The sequence below is a fragment of the Kribbella sp. NPDC056951 genome (assembly GCF_042674205.1).
In the GTDB taxonomy this organism is placed as follows: domain Bacteria; phylum Actinomycetota; class Actinomycetes; order Propionibacteriales; family Kribbellaceae; genus Kribbella; species Kribbella yunnanensis.
The window spans coordinates 93,646-110,307 of record NZ_JBHUQZ010000002.1 but is presented as its reverse complement, the minus strand read 5'-3'; the positions used below and the strand labels follow the sequence as shown (position 1 = coordinate 110,307).

Annotated in this window: 14 protein-coding genes and 4 tRNA genes; 7 read left to right on the top strand and 11 right to left on the bottom strand. The window is 67.4% G+C overall.

Going from position 1 to position 16,662, the window contains the following annotated elements; translation table 11 throughout:
• Nucleotides 1–79: 79 nt before the first annotated feature.
• On the top strand, nucleotides 80–1,024 hold the full coding sequence (locus ACFTSF_RS08070) for a hypothetical protein (protein WP_380153164.1): 945 nt from the start codon (nucleotides 80–82) through the stop codon (nucleotides 1,022–1,024).
• Here ACFTSF_RS08070 and ACFTSF_RS08065 read toward each other — a convergent pair.
• Complete coding sequence (locus ACFTSF_RS08065; protein WP_344147041.1) at nucleotides 1,021–1,596, bottom strand: HIT domain-containing protein; 576 nt, start codon at nucleotides 1,594–1,596, stop codon at nucleotides 1,021–1,023. The two genes, ACFTSF_RS08070 and ACFTSF_RS08065, sit on opposite strands and share 4 nt — an antisense overlap.
• Nucleotides 1,593–3,614, bottom strand: a complete 2,022-nt coding sequence (thrS, locus tag ACFTSF_RS08060; RefSeq protein ID WP_380153163.1) for a threonine--tRNA ligase — start codon at nucleotides 3,612–3,614, stop codon at nucleotides 1,593–1,595. The genes ACFTSF_RS08065 and thrS overlap by 4 nt, the downstream gene beginning before the upstream one ends.
• Before the next feature lie 142 nt (nucleotides 3,615–3,756).
• Here thrS and ACFTSF_RS08055 point away from each other — a divergent pair, with 142 nt between their 5' ends.
• On the top strand, nucleotides 3,757–4,416 hold the full coding sequence (locus ACFTSF_RS08055; protein WP_380153162.1) for a DedA family protein: 660 nt from the start codon (nucleotides 3,757–3,759) through the stop codon (nucleotides 4,414–4,416).
• Here the strand turns inward: ACFTSF_RS08055 and ACFTSF_RS08050 are convergent.
• From ACFTSF_RS08050 to ACFTSF_RS08035, 4 genes are all read right to left on the bottom strand, one after another.
• Nucleotides 4,400–6,079 (bottom strand): AAA family ATPase, encoded by a 1,680-nt coding sequence (locus ACFTSF_RS08050; protein ID WP_380153161.1) that lies wholly within the window; start codon nucleotides 6,077–6,079, stop codon nucleotides 4,400–4,402. The genes ACFTSF_RS08055 and ACFTSF_RS08050 overlap by 17 nt on opposite strands.
• Nucleotides 6,080–6,244: 165 nt before the next feature.
• Nucleotides 6,245–6,907: a response regulator gene (locus ACFTSF_RS08045; protein ID WP_380153160.1), complete on the bottom strand. Its 663-nt coding sequence runs from the start codon at nucleotides 6,905–6,907 to the stop codon at nucleotides 6,245–6,247.
• Nucleotides 6,904–8,508: a sensor histidine kinase gene (locus tag ACFTSF_RS08040; protein WP_380153159.1), complete on the bottom strand. Its 1,605-nt coding sequence runs from the start codon at nucleotides 8,506–8,508 to the stop codon at nucleotides 6,904–6,906. The genes ACFTSF_RS08045 and ACFTSF_RS08040 overlap by 4 nt, the downstream gene beginning before the upstream one ends.
• Before the next feature lie 47 nt (nucleotides 8,509–8,555).
• Nucleotides 8,556–9,638, bottom strand: coding sequence for a GntR family transcriptional regulator (locus ACFTSF_RS08035; protein ID WP_344147023.1), 1,083 nt, complete (start codon nucleotides 9,636–9,638; stop codon nucleotides 8,556–8,558).
• Between the two features lie 63 nt (nucleotides 9,639–9,701).
• Here ACFTSF_RS08035 and ACFTSF_RS08030 point away from each other — a divergent pair, with 63 nt between their 5' ends.
• On the top strand, nucleotides 9,702–10,442 hold the full coding sequence (locus ACFTSF_RS08030; RefSeq protein WP_380153158.1) for an SDR family NAD(P)-dependent oxidoreductase: 741 nt from the start codon (nucleotides 9,702–9,704) through the stop codon (nucleotides 10,440–10,442).
• A 37-nt stretch (nucleotides 10,443–10,479) separates the two neighbouring features.
• Complete coding sequence (locus ACFTSF_RS08025; protein ID WP_380153157.1) at nucleotides 10,480–11,928, top strand: ArnT family glycosyltransferase; 1,449 nt, start codon at nucleotides 10,480–10,482, stop codon at nucleotides 11,926–11,928.
• Between the two features lie 1,028 nt (nucleotides 11,929–12,956).
• Here the strand turns inward: ACFTSF_RS08025 and ACFTSF_RS08020 are convergent.
• The 3 genes from ACFTSF_RS08020 to ACFTSF_RS08010 all read right to left on the bottom strand — a co-directional run bounded on the left by ACFTSF_RS08020 (nucleotide 12,957) and on the right by ACFTSF_RS08010 (nucleotide 13,229).
• Nucleotides 12,957–13,028: transfer RNA gene (locus ACFTSF_RS08020), tRNA-Val, on the bottom strand.
• 23 nt (nucleotides 13,029–13,051) lie between these two features.
• Nucleotides 13,052–13,122, bottom strand: a tRNA-Cys gene (locus ACFTSF_RS08015).
• Between the two features lie 34 nt (nucleotides 13,123–13,156).
• Nucleotides 13,157–13,229 (bottom strand) — tRNA-Gly (locus ACFTSF_RS08010).
• A 163-nt stretch (nucleotides 13,230–13,392) separates the two neighbouring features.
• Here ACFTSF_RS08010 and ACFTSF_RS08005 point away from each other — a divergent pair.
• Nucleotides 13,393–14,211: an aminotransferase class IV gene (locus ACFTSF_RS08005; RefSeq protein WP_380153156.1), complete on the top strand. Its 819-nt coding sequence runs from the start codon at nucleotides 13,393–13,395 to the stop codon at nucleotides 14,209–14,211.
• Here the strand turns inward: ACFTSF_RS08005 and ACFTSF_RS08000 are convergent.
• The gene (locus ACFTSF_RS08000) at nucleotides 14,208–15,239 is read right to left on the bottom strand and encodes an MBL fold metallo-hydrolase (RefSeq protein ID WP_380153155.1); all 1,032 of its coding nucleotides are present in this window, start codon (nucleotides 15,237–15,239) and stop codon (nucleotides 14,208–14,210) included. The genes ACFTSF_RS08005 and ACFTSF_RS08000 overlap by 4 nt on opposite strands.
• 98 nt (nucleotides 15,240–15,337) lie before the next feature.
• On the opposite strand from ACFTSF_RS08000, the gene ACFTSF_RS07995 reads away from it, so the two are divergent.
• The gene (locus tag ACFTSF_RS07995; RefSeq protein WP_380153154.1) at nucleotides 15,338–15,829 is read left to right on the top strand and encodes a MarR family winged helix-turn-helix transcriptional regulator; all 492 of its coding nucleotides are present in this window, start codon (nucleotides 15,338–15,340) and stop codon (nucleotides 15,827–15,829) included.
• Nucleotides 15,830–15,853: 24 nt separating this feature from the next.
• On the opposite strand, the gene ACFTSF_RS07990 is transcribed toward ACFTSF_RS07995, so the two are convergent.
• Nucleotides 15,854–16,420 (bottom strand): CGNR zinc finger domain-containing protein, encoded by a 567-nt coding sequence (locus ACFTSF_RS07990; protein ID WP_344147002.1) that lies wholly within the window; start codon nucleotides 16,418–16,420, stop codon nucleotides 15,854–15,856.
• A 130-nt stretch (nucleotides 16,421–16,550) separates the two neighbouring features.
• On the opposite strand from ACFTSF_RS07990, the gene ACFTSF_RS07985 reads away from it, so the two are divergent.
• Nucleotides 16,551–16,622, top strand: a tRNA-Val gene (locus ACFTSF_RS07985).
• The last annotated feature ends 40 nt before the right edge of the window (nucleotides 16,623–16,662 follow it).

The window sequence follows — 16,662 nt, the reverse complement described above, 5'->3', positions numbered from 1 at the left end:
TAGTCGAGCGAAGTCACCATCAGGTGACAGCCACCCTTCGGCAAGTGATCCTGGACTCATGAAACTCGGGAGGTGAGGCATGCGGATCGCCCCGTTCGCCGTGCTCGTCGCGGTGGTTCTGACCGGTTGTTCGGTCGCCCGGACCGCCGATCGCGCCCAGCCGTCCGTCCCGACCTTCCCCGCCGGCGTCCCGACCGTGGTCGCTCCCCCACAGGCCGAAGGCCTCGACGGCCGCTCGGCCGCTGACGGCCCTCAGGTCTGTACGGCGATCTCCGCCGAACTGACCGCCCGTCTCGGTGTCCCGGTCGCCGCCCGCTCCGGAGCCTGGAACGACGGCGGTCTGCCCGCCCTCGACCTGTGCACCCTCCTCGTCGAGGGCCGCCCGGTCACGGTCGGAGTGAGCGCTCTCCCCCGCCAGCCCGACGCCCTCGGCCGACTGCTCACCGGCGCCGGGCACATCGCGCCGCTGACCGAACTCGGCCCGGAAGCACAGATCACCGAGTCCCGGATCGTGTTCATCACCGCCGATCGCGCGGTCCGCATCGCCCCGGCTGGCGGTATCGACCAGGGACATCCGAACGGCCTCGACCGCGCCAAGGCCGTCACGATCGCGCTGGCCGCGAAGGACGCCGTACCGCGTGTCCTCCGTGCCGCCCGGCAAACCGATCCCACCTGTCAGCTGTCGAACTCGGCCGCCGAGAAGTTCATCGGCGCGTCTGCCCAGCTACGGCGCGACTATCGGGTCCACGGCGCGCTCACCTGCATTTGGGGCACGTACGACGCCACGGTCTCGATCGTCGAGGCGTTCGACCAACCCACCATCCCCGAATCGCAACGCGTTCCCCCGCCGCGGAACGCCCCGATCGGCAGCCCTGGCTACTACATCCCCGAAGAAGGCGAACTCGTCTTCCGCCTCGGCCGCCGCGTCGTACGGGTCACGGCACTCACCACCCCGCCCCGCGAGGTCAGCCTCGACGCGTTGAACGAGATCGTCGACCAGATGATGCCGCTATTCCTGCGCTAGTCAGTGGGCCATGACTTGGCGAGCAGTGCCCGGGTGTCCCCGAGCAGCTGCGGCAACACCTTCGTGTGACCGATCACCGGCATGAAGTTCCCGTCACCCGACCAACGCGGTACGACGTGCTGATGCAGATGCCCGGCAATCCCGGCACCCGCGATCTCTCCCTGATTCATCCCGATGTTGAACCCATGCGCATCCGACACCGCGCGAACCGCCAGCATCGCCTGCTGCGTCAACGCCGCGATATCCGACACCTCGGCCGCGGTCAGCTCGGTGTAGTCCGCCACATGCCGATACGGCACCAGCATCAGGTGCCCCGGGTTGTACGGGTACAGGTTCAGTACGGCGTACGCCGCCTCGGCCCGATGCACGATCAACGCGTCCGCATCCGGCAACCCCGGCAACCGGCAGAACGGGCACCCCGAACCGGCGTCCTTGCTCGTCGGCTTGTTCTCACCCTCGATGTAGGCCATCCGGTGCGGCGTCCACAACCGCAGGAACGGATCGCCCACCCCGACCCCGTCCTGCCGCACCAGCTCCTCCGGCTGGTACGGCGACTCCGGGGTGTCCGTCATACCTGAACGCGCCGTTGCACAGCGTCGACGATCTCGGCGATCGCGTCCGCGACCGGTACGCCGTTCTTCTGCGTGCCGTCGCGGTAGCGGAACGAGACCGATCCGGCGGCCATGTCCTCGTCACCCGCGATGAGCATGAACGGGACCTTCGACTTCTGGGCGTTGCGGATCTTCTTCTGCATCCGGTCGTCGGAGCCGTCGACCTCGATCCGGATGCCCTGCGACTTCAGTTGCTGAGCGACGTCGTACAGGTAGTCGACGTGGCCGTCGGTGATCGGGATGCCGATCACCTGGACCGGGGCCAGCCACGGCGGGAAGACGCCGGCGTAGTGCTCGACCAGGACCGCAACGAACCGCTCGATCGAACCGAACAGCGCGCGGTGGATCATCACCGGGCGCTGGCGTGAACCATCCGGCGCGGTGTACTCCAGCTCGAAGCGCTCCGGCAGGTTGAAGTCCAGCTGGATCGTCGACATCTGCCAGGTCCGGCCGATCGCGTCGCGGGCCTGAACCGAGATCTTCGGGCCGTAGAACGCGGCGCCGCCCGGGTCCGGGACCAGCTCGAGACCGGAGCCCTCGGCGACCTCGCGCAGCGTGTTGGTCGCCTCTTCCCAGACCTCGTCGGAGCCGACGAACTTCTCCGGGTTCTTGGTGGAGAGCTCAAGATAGAAGTCATCCAGGCCGTAGTCGGCCAGCAGACCGAGCACGAACGTGAGCAGAGCCTTCAGCTCGTCGCGCATCTGCTCACGGGTGCAGTAGATGTGCGCGTCGTCCTGCGTGAAGCCGCGGGCCCGGGTCATGCCGTGGATAACGCCGGACTTCTCCAGCCGGTAGACCGTGCCGAACTCGAACAGCCGCAGCGGCAGCTCGCGGTACGAGCGGCCACGCGCGGCGAAGATCAGGTTGTGCATCGGGCAGTTCATCGGCTTCAGGTAGTAGTCCTGACCCTGCTTGCGAATCTGACCGTCCGCGCCACGCTCCTCGTCCAGGTGCATGGGCGGGTACATGCCGTCGGAGTACCAGTCCAGGTGGCCCGAGGTCTCGAACAGCTGGCCCTTGGTGATGTGCGGGGAGTAGACGAACTCGTAGCCGTCCTCGACGTGGCGCTGTCGTGAGTAGTCCTCCATCACCTTGCGCAGCACGCCGCCCTTGGGGTGGAAGACCGCGAGCCCGGAGCCGATCTCGTCGGGGAAGCTGAACAGGTCCAGCTCGTTACCCAGCTTGCGGTGGTCGCGCTTGGCGGCCTCCTCCAGGCGGGTCAGGTAGGCCTTGAGCTCGTCGCGCGACTCCCACGCCGTACCGTAGATGCGCTGCAGCTGCGGGTTCTTCTCAGAACCACGCCAGTACGCCGCTGCCGTCCGCATCAGCTTGAAGTTGCCCAAGTATCCGGTGGCCGGCACGTGCGGCCCGCGGCACAGGTCCTTCCAGGCGACCGAGTCGTCGCGGCGGATGTTGTCGTAGATCGTCAGCTCGCCGCCGCCGACCTCGACACTCGCGCCCTCGGCTGCGTCAGCCGCGGAACCCTTGATGCCGATCAGCTCGAGCTTGTACGGCTCGGCTGCGAGCTCGCTGCGCGCGTCGTCGTCGGAGACCACCCGGCGGCTGAACCGCTGCCGCTCCTTGATGATCTGCTGCATCTTCTTCTCGAGCTTGCCCAGGTCGTCCGGCGTGAACGGGGTCTCGACGTCGAAGTCGTAGTAGAAGCCGTTCTCGACGGGCGGGCCGATGCCCAGCTTCGCGTCCGGGAACAGCTCCTGCACCGCCTGCGCCAGGACGTGCGCGGTCGAGTGCCGGATGATCGCGCGGCCGTCGTCCGACCCGGCCTTGACCGGCTCGATCTGGTCGCCGTCCTCGACGACCTTCGACAGATCGCGCAGCTCACCGTTGACGCGAGCGGCGATGGCGGAGCGGTCCTGGCCGAAGATCTCGGCGAACAGCTCCCCGATCGTCGTCGTCTCGGTCACGCTCCGCTCAGCCTCGCCCTCGACGCCGACCAGATGGACCTTGACTTCCGACACGGTGCACTCCTCGTGGTACGACCGGCCCACTGCCGGTCCCGCACGAATGGTATCGGCGTAGTCCTACCCCTGACGAAAGTAGGGGGTAAGTCAGGTCTGTCGTCCGATGTGGGTCAGGGTCCGCTCTTCATACCGTCGTTTCATGGCCGACGCCCTGCTGCACTTCGCCGAAGAACTGATGTCCTCCTGGTGGATCTATCTCGCGGTCTGGGGGTTCGCCGCGCTGGACGGCTTCTTCCCAGCCATTCCCAGCGAGACCCTGGTCGTCACCGCCGGCGTCTTCGCCGCCTCGATCGGCTCCCCGAACCTGTACGTCGTGATCGTGGTCGCTGCCTTGGGCGCGTTCGTCGGCGACCACCTGTCGTACTGGCTGGGCCGGGGCGCGGGCGGCCGAATGCTCGACCGGGTCAAGCCAGGTACCAAACGGCATAGCGCGGTGATGTGGGCCCGGCGGGCGCTGGCTGATCGCGGCGGCCTGGTCCTGATCGTCGCCCGGTACATACCCGGTGGCCGCACCGCCGTCACGCTCACCATGGGCAGCGTCCGCTACCCGCTGCGCCGCTTCACGCCGTACGCGGCACTGGCCGCCATCAGCTGGGGTCTCTACTGCAGCCTGGTCGGCTACATCGGCGGCAAGGCCTTCGAGGACAACCCCCTCAAGGGAGTCATCCTCGGGATCGGCCTCGCCCTCGCGGTGACCTTGATCGTCGAGGTCGTCCGCCACTACCTCCGCAAGCGCCGCCCTCAACCTGAGGTCGAGGCTCAGGTCGAGGACGAGCTCATGGTCACCTCGGAACGTTGAGCGCGATCGTGATCTGCTCGGACACCTTCGCTGCCAGCTCCAGACCGGCCCGCCGGGTGGCCGGCTGCAGCGCGGAGTGGTCGAGCGGGCCCTCGGCGGCGATGTGCTGGTCGGTCGGGATGTCGACGACCGCGGCCGCCCGCGACTCGAAGTACGGGCGGAGCTGCTTCTCCACCTCACGGTTGATGTCGCCGGGACCGTTCGAGACCGCGATGATCGCGCGCCGGATCAGCCGCTGCGCCTCGGGACCCTGGTTGTCCAGCTCCTCCAGCATCTGTACGGCGGCCGCGCAGGACAGGCTCTTCCACTTGATCGGGATGACGAGGGCGTCGGCCGCCTTCATCGCCTCGCGCCAGTTGCTCGAACCCTCGTTGTTCCCGGTGTCGATCACGAGCACCTTGTAGAACCGGCTCAGCAGACGGTGGATCTGGTCGAAGTCCTTCGCCTCGATCTGCGCATACGTCGTGGTCGCCGACGTCAGTACGTCGTACTGCCCCGCGACCTGGTGCCGCAGGTACGCCGCCACGTCGCCGAGCCGTGCATCCGGCTGGGTGAGCATCGCCATCGCCTGCAGCATGTCGGTCACCGTGGACCGCGCGTTGGTGTCGTGGGTACGCAGGTGCATGTTGCCGCGCAGCTCGTTGTTGTCCCAAGCCACGACTCCGCCGCCGCGCGCCTGACCGAGCGCACCGGCCAGCAGCAACGTGGTCGGCGTCTTGCCGGAGCCGCCCTTGGGGTTGGCCACGACGATCGTGACTGGGCGCCGGAACGCGGTCGCTGCGGTTGCGCGGGCGATCCGCTCGGTGCGCTCGGTGGTGCCTGGGCGCAGTCGCAGCACGCTACGGACGCCACGCTCGGCCGGAGCTTCGCGCGGTAGCGGGAGCGCCTGCATCAGCTCGTCGGTGCGGTAGGAGACGTCGCGCTGCTGCGGAACGTTCTGACCGGGGATGCCCTGCGGGAAGAAGTGCTGGGCGGCCGGGGACAGCGGCTGGCTCTGCTGCGGCGCGGGGGCGGTGTGGCCGCCGTGCTGCGGGGCTTCGTGTCCTTGGTATCCGCCTTGGCCTGCCGAGCCCTGGCTTGCCCAACCTTGGTCTGACGAGCCCTGACCAGCCCAGCCTTGGCTTGCCGAGCTCTGGCCAGTTGAGCTCTGGGCCGCCGAGCCGTGGCCTGTTGAACTCTGGCCTGCCGTGCCCTGACCGTGGGCCGGGTTGGTGACGTTGAAGGACTGTCCGCCGAACACCGGCGAGGCCGGCTCCGGGGTGCTCGGCTCCTCGACCTCTGTGGCGGCGGCTGCTTCGGTCTCGTCGACCTCGTCGAGATTCTCGTCCTCGAAGTCGGGCTTCTCCGCGGCGGGCTGCGTCCAGGAAGCCGTCGGCTCAGCGGCCGGCTGCGTCCACGAGGGGGCCGGCTGGCTCGGGGGCTCGGGCTGGGGCTGCTGCTTCTCCCACGGCGCGGCCTGGCCCGCGGGCCGCGACCACGAGTCGCCCGGGAACTCCTCGGACAGGGCGTCCGGGGTCTGCTCCGGAGTCTCTGCCGGGTCGGCGGCAGGCTCGGAGTTCGGGTCCGGCTGGGTCCAGGACGGCGTCGGTTGCCACATTCTCCGGACCTCGGCCGCCGCCGCTTCCCGGTCCTTGTGCTGTCCGGAGTTGTGCGAGTCGGTCACGACCTGGGTCCCCGATTTCTGTGAGAAGGGGCGGAAACGCCCCACAGGCTTGGTCTGTCGATCCGGGGGTGAGGTCCCCAGGTGTCCCACTATCCCATGACCCGGTGTCCACGCCATGTCACCACCCGGAGCGTCGCAGGTTCCTGCCACCCGCAGCACCTGTGCCTATTTTCTTGGGGTAGTCACCAAACCGGCTTCATAGGCAACGATCGCCGCCTGGACACGGTTCTTGACCGCCAGCCGGAGCAGGATCGCACTCACGTAAGCCTTCACCGTTCCTTCCACCAGGAACAGCCGCTGCGCAATCTCGGCATTCGACATCCCCGCACCGACCAGCCCGAGTACCTCACGCTCTCTAGGGCTCAGCACCTCAACCTGCTCCTTGGCCGCGACCGCCCGGGCCATCGATCCGCCACTCAGCTCGGCGATCACCCGCTGCGCCACCCGCGGCGACAGATAAGCAGCACCTTCCGCCACGGCCTTCAGCCCAGCGATCAGCTCCCGCGGATCACCCGACTTCAACAGGAACCCGCTCGCCCCGTCACCCAGCGCTCGCGCGATATACGCATCCTCGGAGAACGTCGTCAGCATCACGACCGCCGTCTCCGGGTGCTGCCGCCGGATCTCGGCGCCCGCCTCCAGCCCGTCCATCCGCGGCATCCGGATATCCAGTACGGCGACATCCGGCCGATGCCGGCGAACCAGCTCGACCGCCTCGATCCCATCGCCCGCCTCGGCCACAACCTCGATCGCGTCATCGGTACCGAGAATCGCCCGCACCCCGGCCCGAACCATCAGCTCGTCATCGGCCAGCAAAACCCTGATCATCGTGTGCTCTCCGGAGTTGGCGGAACCGAACCACTTTGCACAACCGCCTTGTCCACCAACACCCCACCGGCAAAACACAACCGGTACACGTAGTTCGTCGAGAACGGCTCAGCCGGCCGATAGTAACGGCACGCCCAATCTCCGGGTGGCGTGAAACTCTCCGACGGCGGATCGATCATCTCCATCGCAGGGAGCGCTCTCCGTACGTCGTTCTCGGCCTGCCCAAGCGTCAATCCGTCGTACGCGGCCGGGCGCAGAATCGAGCTGTACCCAGTCACCAAGTAGTAGCCCAGAGCAACCACCCCGATCACCGCCCCCAACCCCAACGGCGCCACCACAGCCGTCACCAGCCCCCGCCGCGCCCGCCGCCGCACCCGATCCCGCTCAACCGCAGCCCCGCCTTCGCCCTTCGGTTCGGGACCGGGTGCTGCCTCGGCTGAGGGCTCGGGTTCGGGGCGTCCTCCTGCGTGTGGCATCGCGGCTCGTACTTCGAATCCGCCTCCCGTGCGCGGACCCGCTTGCAGGGTTCCGCCGACCAGCCGCACGCGCTCGCGCAGCCCGTCGAGCCCGCGACCACCCGACACCGGCGGCTCTTGCATCGGCCGTGCAGCGCCCGTGTCGACCACCGTCACGATCACCTGGTCGCCGCGAAGAACACTCACGGAGACCGCTCCCCCAGGTGCGTGCTTGCTCGCGTTTGTCAGCGACTCCTGCACGACCCGATGCACAGCCCGATCAACCATCGGCGCCAACTCCGCCGCACCCTCCTCGACCAGTCGCACCTCAAGACCAGACGCGGCCGCCCGCTCCACCAGCGCCGCCACCGTTTCGTCGCGCGGAACCGTCGTCGCCTCGGAGTCACGCAGTACGCCGATGATCTCGCCCAACCGCTCGGTCGCCGACGCGGCCGCCTCACGCAGCGAGGTTGCGGCCTGCCGTTGCTCGTCGCGGAGTGCGGGGTCGAGCTCAAGAGCCGCCGCCCGCAAGGCGATCAGGCTCAGCTCATGGCCGACCGAATCGTGCATGTCCTGAGCGATCCGAGAGCGCTCTCTGAGGCGTTCTTGAGCCACCGCCATCTGTTGCTCACGCTCGATCCGCTCAGCCCGTTCCCAGCCGGCCGATGTCAGCAACAACTGCTGCGCCCGGTACCGCCCGATCAGCCACGGGAGCACAACCAGAAGCAACGCCAACAGCAGCATGACCAACCACGTCAGCACCGCCTCGGTCTTCTGCACCTCCGGCCGTACCACCAGCGAGAGCACCAGCATCCCGAGCAACGTCCAACTGCAGAGCATCACGAAATGCCGGAGCTGCGTTTCCCGGCGCCCAGCCAGATAGCTCAGCACGATCATCGCGAACACCAGCGCGATCGGAACGCCGTTCCGGGTCCCCAGCGAGAACGCCAAGATCGCGCTCTCTGCCGAAGAAACCAACGCCAGCGCGAGCAAGGGCCGGCTCTGCCGCAACAGCACCGCCGTACCGACCACTGCGATACACGCCAGCCGCATCACCCACGGATCCTGCCGGGCACCGCTCTCCGCGATCACGGGGAAACTCAGGGCGGCCCACAGGCCGACATCTCCCAGGCGCCGCCAGTTCATGCCGCCGACGCTACACAGCCGCCGGGCCCCCGCAGTACTGCCGAAAGTCAGTGGTCTGCGGCGGGAACGATCTCGAACGGCACGTACGACAGGTTGGGCACCGTCTCACCACGCAACCGCGCGACCAGCAGATCCACCGCCGTACGGCCCATCTGCCCCTGGTTCTGCTGCACATGCAGGTACGGCGGTCCGCCGATCGAATCCCCCGGCGAGTCGAAACACGCGATCACCCGGTCGCCACCGAGCGCGTGATCCGTCATCCGCGCCAGGTTGTACTCACACGCGAAGTACGCCGTCACCTCGGGGAACCGATCCCGGAACTGACGAATCGCGTCGATATCCCCCTGCACACTCTCCATCGAACCGGGCAGCGTGCTGCGCAGATCCGTCAGCTCGTAGGCCTGCCCGCGCCCCTGGAACGCCGACCGGAAACCCTCGAGCCGCTCCTCGATCGACGACGTGTTGACCGGCGGCGGCGACACGAACGCGATGTGCTGATGCCCCTGGTCGAGCAGCTGAGTGGTGAGCGCCCGCGAGGCCGCGACGTTGTCGGTGTGGACCGCAGCCACCGGAATCCCGGACAGATGGCGGTCGACGAGCACGATCGGGTACCCGTCCAGCACCTGCCGCAACAGACTCGCGTTGTAGAAGTCCCCGTGCACCGGGAACACGATCAGTCCGTCCACCTCGCCGGTCGCCACCAGCGAGTCCACAGCCTTCTCCTCATCGGCCTGCCGCCCGTGCGTCCGCCGTACGATCAAGTGCGTCTCGTGCTCCGCACAACGCTCCTCGATCGCACACATGAGCTCGAGGCCATAGGAGTCCGACACATCCGGTACGACGAGCGCGATCGTGCGCGCCTCCCGTCGTGGCGTCGCGACCCGCCCGCGCAGCGGCATCGTGAGCCCGGCCAGATCCGGCAACTGCTGCACCACGAACGTGCCCTTACCCCGGACCCGCTCGACCAGCCCAGCCTCGCGCAGCACCTCGAGCGCCCGCTTCGACGTGATCCGGCTGACGTCGAACTCCACCGCCAGCTCCATCTCCGACGCCACCCGGTCCCCCGGCCCCAAAACCCCGCGCCGGATCTGGTCGAGCAACCGCGCACAGATCTCCTCGTACAGCAGCACCCGCCCGTCCTCCTCACGCCGCCCGGTCTGGTTGGCATATCAAATCATCCCCGAAGACTGTCGGTGCGCGGTGACAACCTGCAAACCATGGACATCTACGGCAAACGCGCAGTCGTCACCGGAGCCGCCGTCGGCATCGGCCGAGCCATCGCCCAGCGCCTGGCCGCCGAGGGCGCCGAGGTGGTGATCGCCGACCTCGACGCGGCCGGCGGCGTCGAAACCTGTACGTCGATCGGCCCGGCGGCCCGCTTCGTCCAGGTCGATATGCGCGACGATGTGGCCGTCGCGCAGCTGATGTCATGCCAACCACACATCCTCGTCAACAACGCCGGCGGTGGACCTTCGCTCGCGCCCTGTTTCCCCGAGGCGTCCGTCGAGCGATGGTCGGCCGCACTCGACCTCAACCTCCGCGCACCGATGCTGGCCACGCAACTCGCCCTCGACGCGATGCAGCAGGCGGGCGGCGGTGCGATCGTCAACATCGGATCGACCGCCGGGCTCGGGTTCGACGAACATTCTTCGCCTGAATACAGCGTCGCGAAGGCCGGGCTGATTCGCTTCACGGCAACCCTCGCCCCGCTGGCCACGACACATCGCGTCCGCGTCAACTGCGTCGTACCGGATTGGGTCGCCACCGAGCGCGGCATCCAGGAGCGAGCGATACTGCCGGCAGCTGAGCGTGGTGCGGAGCAGGTGCCGCTCGAGGCGGTGACGGATGCGGTGGTTCGGTTTGTTCGCGACGACGGTGCTGCGGGCCGCGTCGTGCTGTTGGATCAGGGGCAGCCTGAGCGATGGCTGAATTGACCTGGTCTTGACCTCGTTGTGCTGTCAACATTCGAGCATGATTCCGGCCGCCCCCGCCTTTGCTGCGCGTTCCGTGTTCGCTGTCGCCGGAGCGCTGGCCGCCGTACTGACTGCTCTGTCGGGGCGGTACGGGTATCACCGTGACGAGTTGTACTTCCTGGTGGCGGGCGACCACCTCGCCTGGGGGTACGTCGACCAACCGCCACTGACGCCGTTGATCGCCCGCGTCTCCACCGAGCTGTTCGGCAATACGCCGATGGGCTTGCGAGTCATCTCGACTCTTGCCAGCGCTGCCACGGTGATCGTGGTTGCGCTCCTGGCCCGTGAGTTCGGGAGCGGTCGCCCTGGTCAGCTAGTGGCCGCGGTCTGCGCAGCCGTCTCGGGCTTCCTGCCTGGTGTCGGCCACATGGTCTCGACTGCGACCTACGACCTGCTCGCCTGGATGCTCATCGCGTTGTTCGCGGTCAAGCTCCTGCGCACGGACGACCGTCGCTGGTGGCTGGCACTCGGGCTGACCGCGGGAATCGCCCTCGAGAACAAGTACCTCGTCGTACTGCCGATCGCAGCCCTCCTTGCCGCGCTGCTGATCGTCGGACCTCGCCGAGTACTGCGTTCGTGGTGGCTGCTCGCGGGTATCGCCATCGCGGGGCTCGTCGCGCTGCCGAACGTCATCTGGCAGTTCCAGCACGACTGGCCGCAGCTGACGATCGCCGGTGGAATCGCGGAAGATGACGGTACCGAGAACCGGATCATGTTCATCCCACTGCAGATCCTGCAGCTCGCCCCAATCCTGCTCCCCGTGTGGGTAGCCGGCTTCCGCCGACTCTGGAAGCTGCAGTGGCCGCGCGCGGTCGCACTCGCCTATCCGCTCCTCTGCATCGCCGTACTGGCGGTAGGCGGCAAGTCCTACTACGCCCTCCCCCTGCTCTACGTCCTACTCGCAGCCGGCGCCGAACCCACCCTCGCCTGGTTCACCCGACACCGCGCCCTGGCAGCCACCGCATTGGCTTTCACCGCAGCCAGCTCCTTCATCTTCACCCTCCCCGTCCTCCCCACCTCAGCCGTCGACTTCGTCATCCCGGTCAACCAGGAGCAAGGCGAACAAATCGGCTGGCAAAACCTCACCACCACAGTCGCGAACGCGATCCCCCCAGCCGAACGAGCCACCACCACCATCCTCGCCGGCAACTACGGCGAAGCCGGCGCCCTCCGCCGCTACGGCCCCGCCCACAACCTCCCCCTCGCCTACTCCCCCCACATGAGCTTCGCCGACTGGGAACACCCACCCGCAACCGCCACCGGCCCAGTCCTCCTGATCCAAATAGAACGCTCCCCCACCCTCGAATCCAACTTCCCCAACTGCCACCTGCTAACCACCGTCCAAAACCCCGTAGCCAACGAAGAAGACGGCACCACCCTCGTCCGCTGCGACGCCCCCATCACCCCCTGGCCCACCCTCTGGCCCAACCTCCGCCGCTACTACTAGCCCTCCCCGCCTTCCCTGGAATAGGCGCGCGCCTCCCGCACTTACTCAAGACCTCTTGTACAAGCCCCATTGCAAACAAGACACCGTCTTCGGTGGTGCCGGCGCCTTCACGGAGTCTCGCCGCCGCTCCAGGCCGCCGCACACTCCATGGCGAGCCGATACGACGCTGAGCACGGATCAACCATCTGCGCGCCCGAAAGTGGCTGGTGGGCGCTCAAGGTGAGCCGGCTGGTCGACCTTGAGCACGGTTCGACCGTTCCAGTGGGATGTCAGATGGTTGATGGAGTCTCAAGGTGACTCCGCCCCGCGAGTTCGGGGCGCCATGGATGCTCACCATCGGCGTGGTCGGCTTGATGGTTTTTGGTCGACCACCGGAGGCGGTCGACTCCGGGGTACAGGCGCGAAAGGACTCGGCCGAGGACGTTCGCTGTGGCTGATCGCCGCTCCCGGCCGACCAAAAAAGACAGCGTGGCTGGGCGCCGCGGTGGCTAGGGCGGATGGCGAGGTCGGCGACCGCGGCTGCAGGCTGCTTGGGGTTGCCGGGCTGTGGTTGCCGTGCGGGAAAGAGGCCTGCCGACCCACCCCGCGCCTCACCAAACCGCGCCGCGTCTCGTCGTGCATGCAGCGCGGTGGTGCGTTGGCCGGTACCTTTTTCGCAAATAACACCCAAAAGTTACCGACCAACGCAACCTCCGCGGCCCAACGTCCGACGATCCGGAGACCAAGCCTGCGGGTTCTTCGGACGTTGTGGCGGGGAGCGGGTCGCCGCACCGGCCGACCCGGGGTGAGCCCGCCAACGAACCCGGCGAAGGCATCGCCCCAGCCCCAGCGCGGAACCGCACAGGCACCCCTCACCCCACGCCGGAAACCGGGGAGCGCGCCGCACCGGCCGCCGCCGATGCGAAGCGAGGCGCAGGGGGTGCGGGTGGCGAAGCCCCCGCCCGCGGCAAGCGAAGCGCAGCCGCACAAACGACGAAGGCGAGGCGGCGAGCGCTGTTAAGCGCCGCACACCTCGCCTATCGACTTCGTGGACGATACTGGGATCGAACCAGTGACCTCTTCCGTGTCAGGGAAGCGCGCTACCGCTGCGCCAATCGTCCATAAAAGAACCTGAAGTTCTTCGAGGTGGAGACGGGATTCGAACCCGTGTACACGGCTTTGCAGGCCGTTGCCTCGCCTCTCGGCCACTCCACCAAGCACACAGCTTGGTCCGTCAAAACCATCTCCGAGCGGACGACCGGGCTCGAACCGGCGACCTTAACCTTGGCAAGGTTACGCTCTACCAACTGAGCTACGTCCGCACTACGACCGGTTTGGTGTTCCCCGGCGCGAGAAGAACATTAGCCCATCCCGCCCTCAGTTCAAAAATCGGGGTCCCCCGCAGGACGACGTACCGTCACCTGCTGGTCACCAACGGGACCCGAATCGCCTTAGCACTAAGGTGTTCCGTGGAAGGAGCGGCACATGCGGATCTGGGTGAACGGTGAGCTCGGCGGTGAACTGGCGACGGTTCCCGCGCTCGACCACGGGCTGACGACGGGCGACGGGGTGTTCGAGACGATCAAGATCGTCGACGGAAAGCCGTTCGCCGTACGGCGGCATCTGGAGCGGCTGGTCCGTTCCGCGACCGGTCTCGGTTTACCCACGCCCGACGTGGCGCGCGTCGAGGCCGGCATCGCCGAGGTCATCGCGGCGGATCCGGGCATCGCGTTCGGCCGGTTGCGGATCACGTTCACCGGCGGCGTCTCGCCGCTCTCCTCCGATCGCGGGACGACCGGACCGACGATCGTGATCGCGTCCCAGGCCATCCAGCCACCGTCACCAGTCTCGGCGATCATCACGGTCCCGTGGACCCGCAACGAGCGCAGCGCGGTCGCCGGTCTGAAGACCACGTCGTACGCCGAGAATGTCCGCGCGCTCGCCTATGCCAAGGAGCGCGGCGGCAGCGAGGCGATCTTCGCGAACACCGCCGGCGCGCTCTGCGAAGGCACCGGCTCGAACATCTTCTGCGTGTACGACGGTGAGCTCGTGACCCCGACCCTCGAGTCGGGCGCCCTGGCCGGGGTCACGCGCGCGCTCGTCATCGAGTGGTTCGGCGCGACCGAGCGCGACGTACCGATGGACAAGCTTTTCGAGGCCGACGAGATCTTCCTCACATCGACGACGCGCGACGTCCAGGGCATCCATCGCGTCGACGACCGCGAGCTGGCCGCGCCGGGCTCGATCACCGCCCAGGTCGTGAAGATCTTCGCGGATCGCTCGCTCGAGGACCTCAACCCCTAAAGGTCTTTCGGCGCGTCGAGCATCTGCGAGGTCGCGACGGTGACGATGTTCTCGCGGGTGAAGACGTCGACACCGGCCAGGCGGTGCAGCCACTTGCGGTAGATGACCGGCTCCACCTTGTCGGCGACCGCGTTGTACCAAAGCTTGAACGCGGCCCAGTTGTGGCCGGCTTCGACCTGCCCGAAGAACGGCGCGGATGGTGTCCCGGCAACGGCCTTGCGGGTCTCGTTCCAGAGGTCGTAGGTGAATTCGCGCGACACCTTGATGTCCTCCGGCGTACCGAGCCGGTGCACGTGCCCGCCGACAAACGTGTCGATGTCGAGCTTCGCCAGAACGTCATGCGCCCGCAGCACGCCGGGCACGCTGTCCGCAGTCCCCCACGCGCTGAACGGCGACCAGCCAGGCAGTACGACGTCGATCATCAGCGCGGCCCGTTGCCGCGGCGCGTGCACGATGATGTTGCCGGACTCGTGATTCACCCCGGGGTAGCTCAGCTCGAGGTGCTGGTTGCCGACGGTCAGCGAGTACCGGTCGGTGAAGGTGCGGGTCGGCATCGGCCGGGTCTTGTCGCGCTCCGCGCGGATCAGCCGTGCGGTATCGGCGTGCGCGATCCGGATGACATCACCGAACGCCGCCGCTCCCGCGATGTGGTCCGCGTGATGGTGGCTGTACACCAGGTGCGTGACCCGCTTGCTGGTCACCTTGCTGATCGCCGCCGGCAACGCCTCGGCGAGCGCGGGCGGCGCGTCGAGCAGGATGACACCGCGGTTGCTGACCACGAAAGCCGCCTGCGTTCCACCGGCAGTGACGGCGTACATCTCGGGCCCGATCCGGTCGAGGCGGTACCCGTCCGGCCCCATCGGCAGCGGCTTCGCATCAGCCGGGAGCGGTACGAACTTGGGTTGCGCGGGCGCCGCCGTACCGACTGCTGTCGCGGGCTCACTGCCCAGTACGACGCTCGCGGCGCCGGCCGCGGCACCCAGCTTCAGCAGGCCCCGGCGGGACGGGGCACTCGTGACCTCACTCATGATCTGCTCGCTCTCTAGACGGTCGTTCAAATTGGAACTACCTGATCGACGATAGCGCCTAGTTCGAATTTGAACAATCATTCGATAGGATGAGTCACATGGCGGACGGACACGGGCTCACCGATCGGGAGCTGCGCACCTGGCGGACATTCCTGGGCATCGCGACCCTGCTCAACCAGCAGGTCGAACAACAGTTGAAGGACAACGCCGGCCTCTCACACCCGCAGTACGAAGTGCTCGCGCGCCTGTCCAACGCCCCCAACGGCGAACTCCGCATGACCGAGCTAGCCGGCGTAGCCCTCACCTCAAAAAGCGGCCTCAGCTACCAGGTCACCCAACTGGAAAAAGCAGGCCTAGTCAGCCGCCGCCCCTGCACCACCGACGACCGAGGCATCATCGCCGCCCTCACCGAAGCCGGCTGGACCAAACTCCGCGAGTCCGCCCCCGACCACGTAGACCTCGTCCGCAAACTCTTCGTGGACCCCCTATCCCCCGAAGAATTCACCGGCCTCAGCAAGGCCGCCGACGCCCTAGCAGCCCGCCTCGGCCTCACCAGCAAAACCATGACCGCACTACGCACTCATGGGTGAGAATCGCGGCCCTTCCGGGCAGGGCTACTCCCCCGAGGCCTTGCGGCGTTCGCGGTAGGCGGCTACGTGCAGGCGGTTGCCGCAGGTGCGGGCGTCGCAGTAGCGCTTCGAGCGGTTGCGTGAGAGATCGATCAAGGCATCGTCACAGTCCGGCGCCTCACAGCGGCGCAGCCGCTCGCGCTCGCCGGCCGAGATCACCTGCGCCAGCGCGATCCCGCACTCCACGGTGATCCGGCACGCCAGCGACGAACCGTCCCGCGAATAGTGGATGTGCCACGGGTGCCCGTCATGGTTCGTCAGCCGCGGCGTCGTCGTACCGCGGGCAATGATCGCGTTGATCATCGCCGCCGCCGTCGCATCCGAATCCGTCGTGAACACCGGCGCGAACAACGGCCGCAGATCCCGGACATCGGCCAAGTCCTTGTCGGTCAGGATCCCGACCGCGCTGAACTCCCGCTCCTGGACGAACTTCTCCAGCTCCTCCAAGGTCCCCATCGTGTCGACCTGGCTGTTCGGCCCGGGCAGCGTGTTCACCATCCGGACCAGCGTGCCGAGCGCCTGCTCGGTGTCGTGCGAGAAAGTCACAATCACGTCTCCAACGTGACGGGGTCTCCGTCCTGGCCCAAGAGTAGCCCGCCCCGATTAGAACGTCGCCGCATCATGCGCTAAGGTTTCACCCGCAAGACCCCACCAGGCAACACCAGCAACACGCACCACGCCTGGGCGATTGGCGCAGTGGTAGCGCGCTTCGTTCACACCGAAGAGGTCACTGGTTCGAACCCAGTATCGCCCACGAAGTCGATAGGCGACTCGTGTCCCCGGAAAGCGGGGAC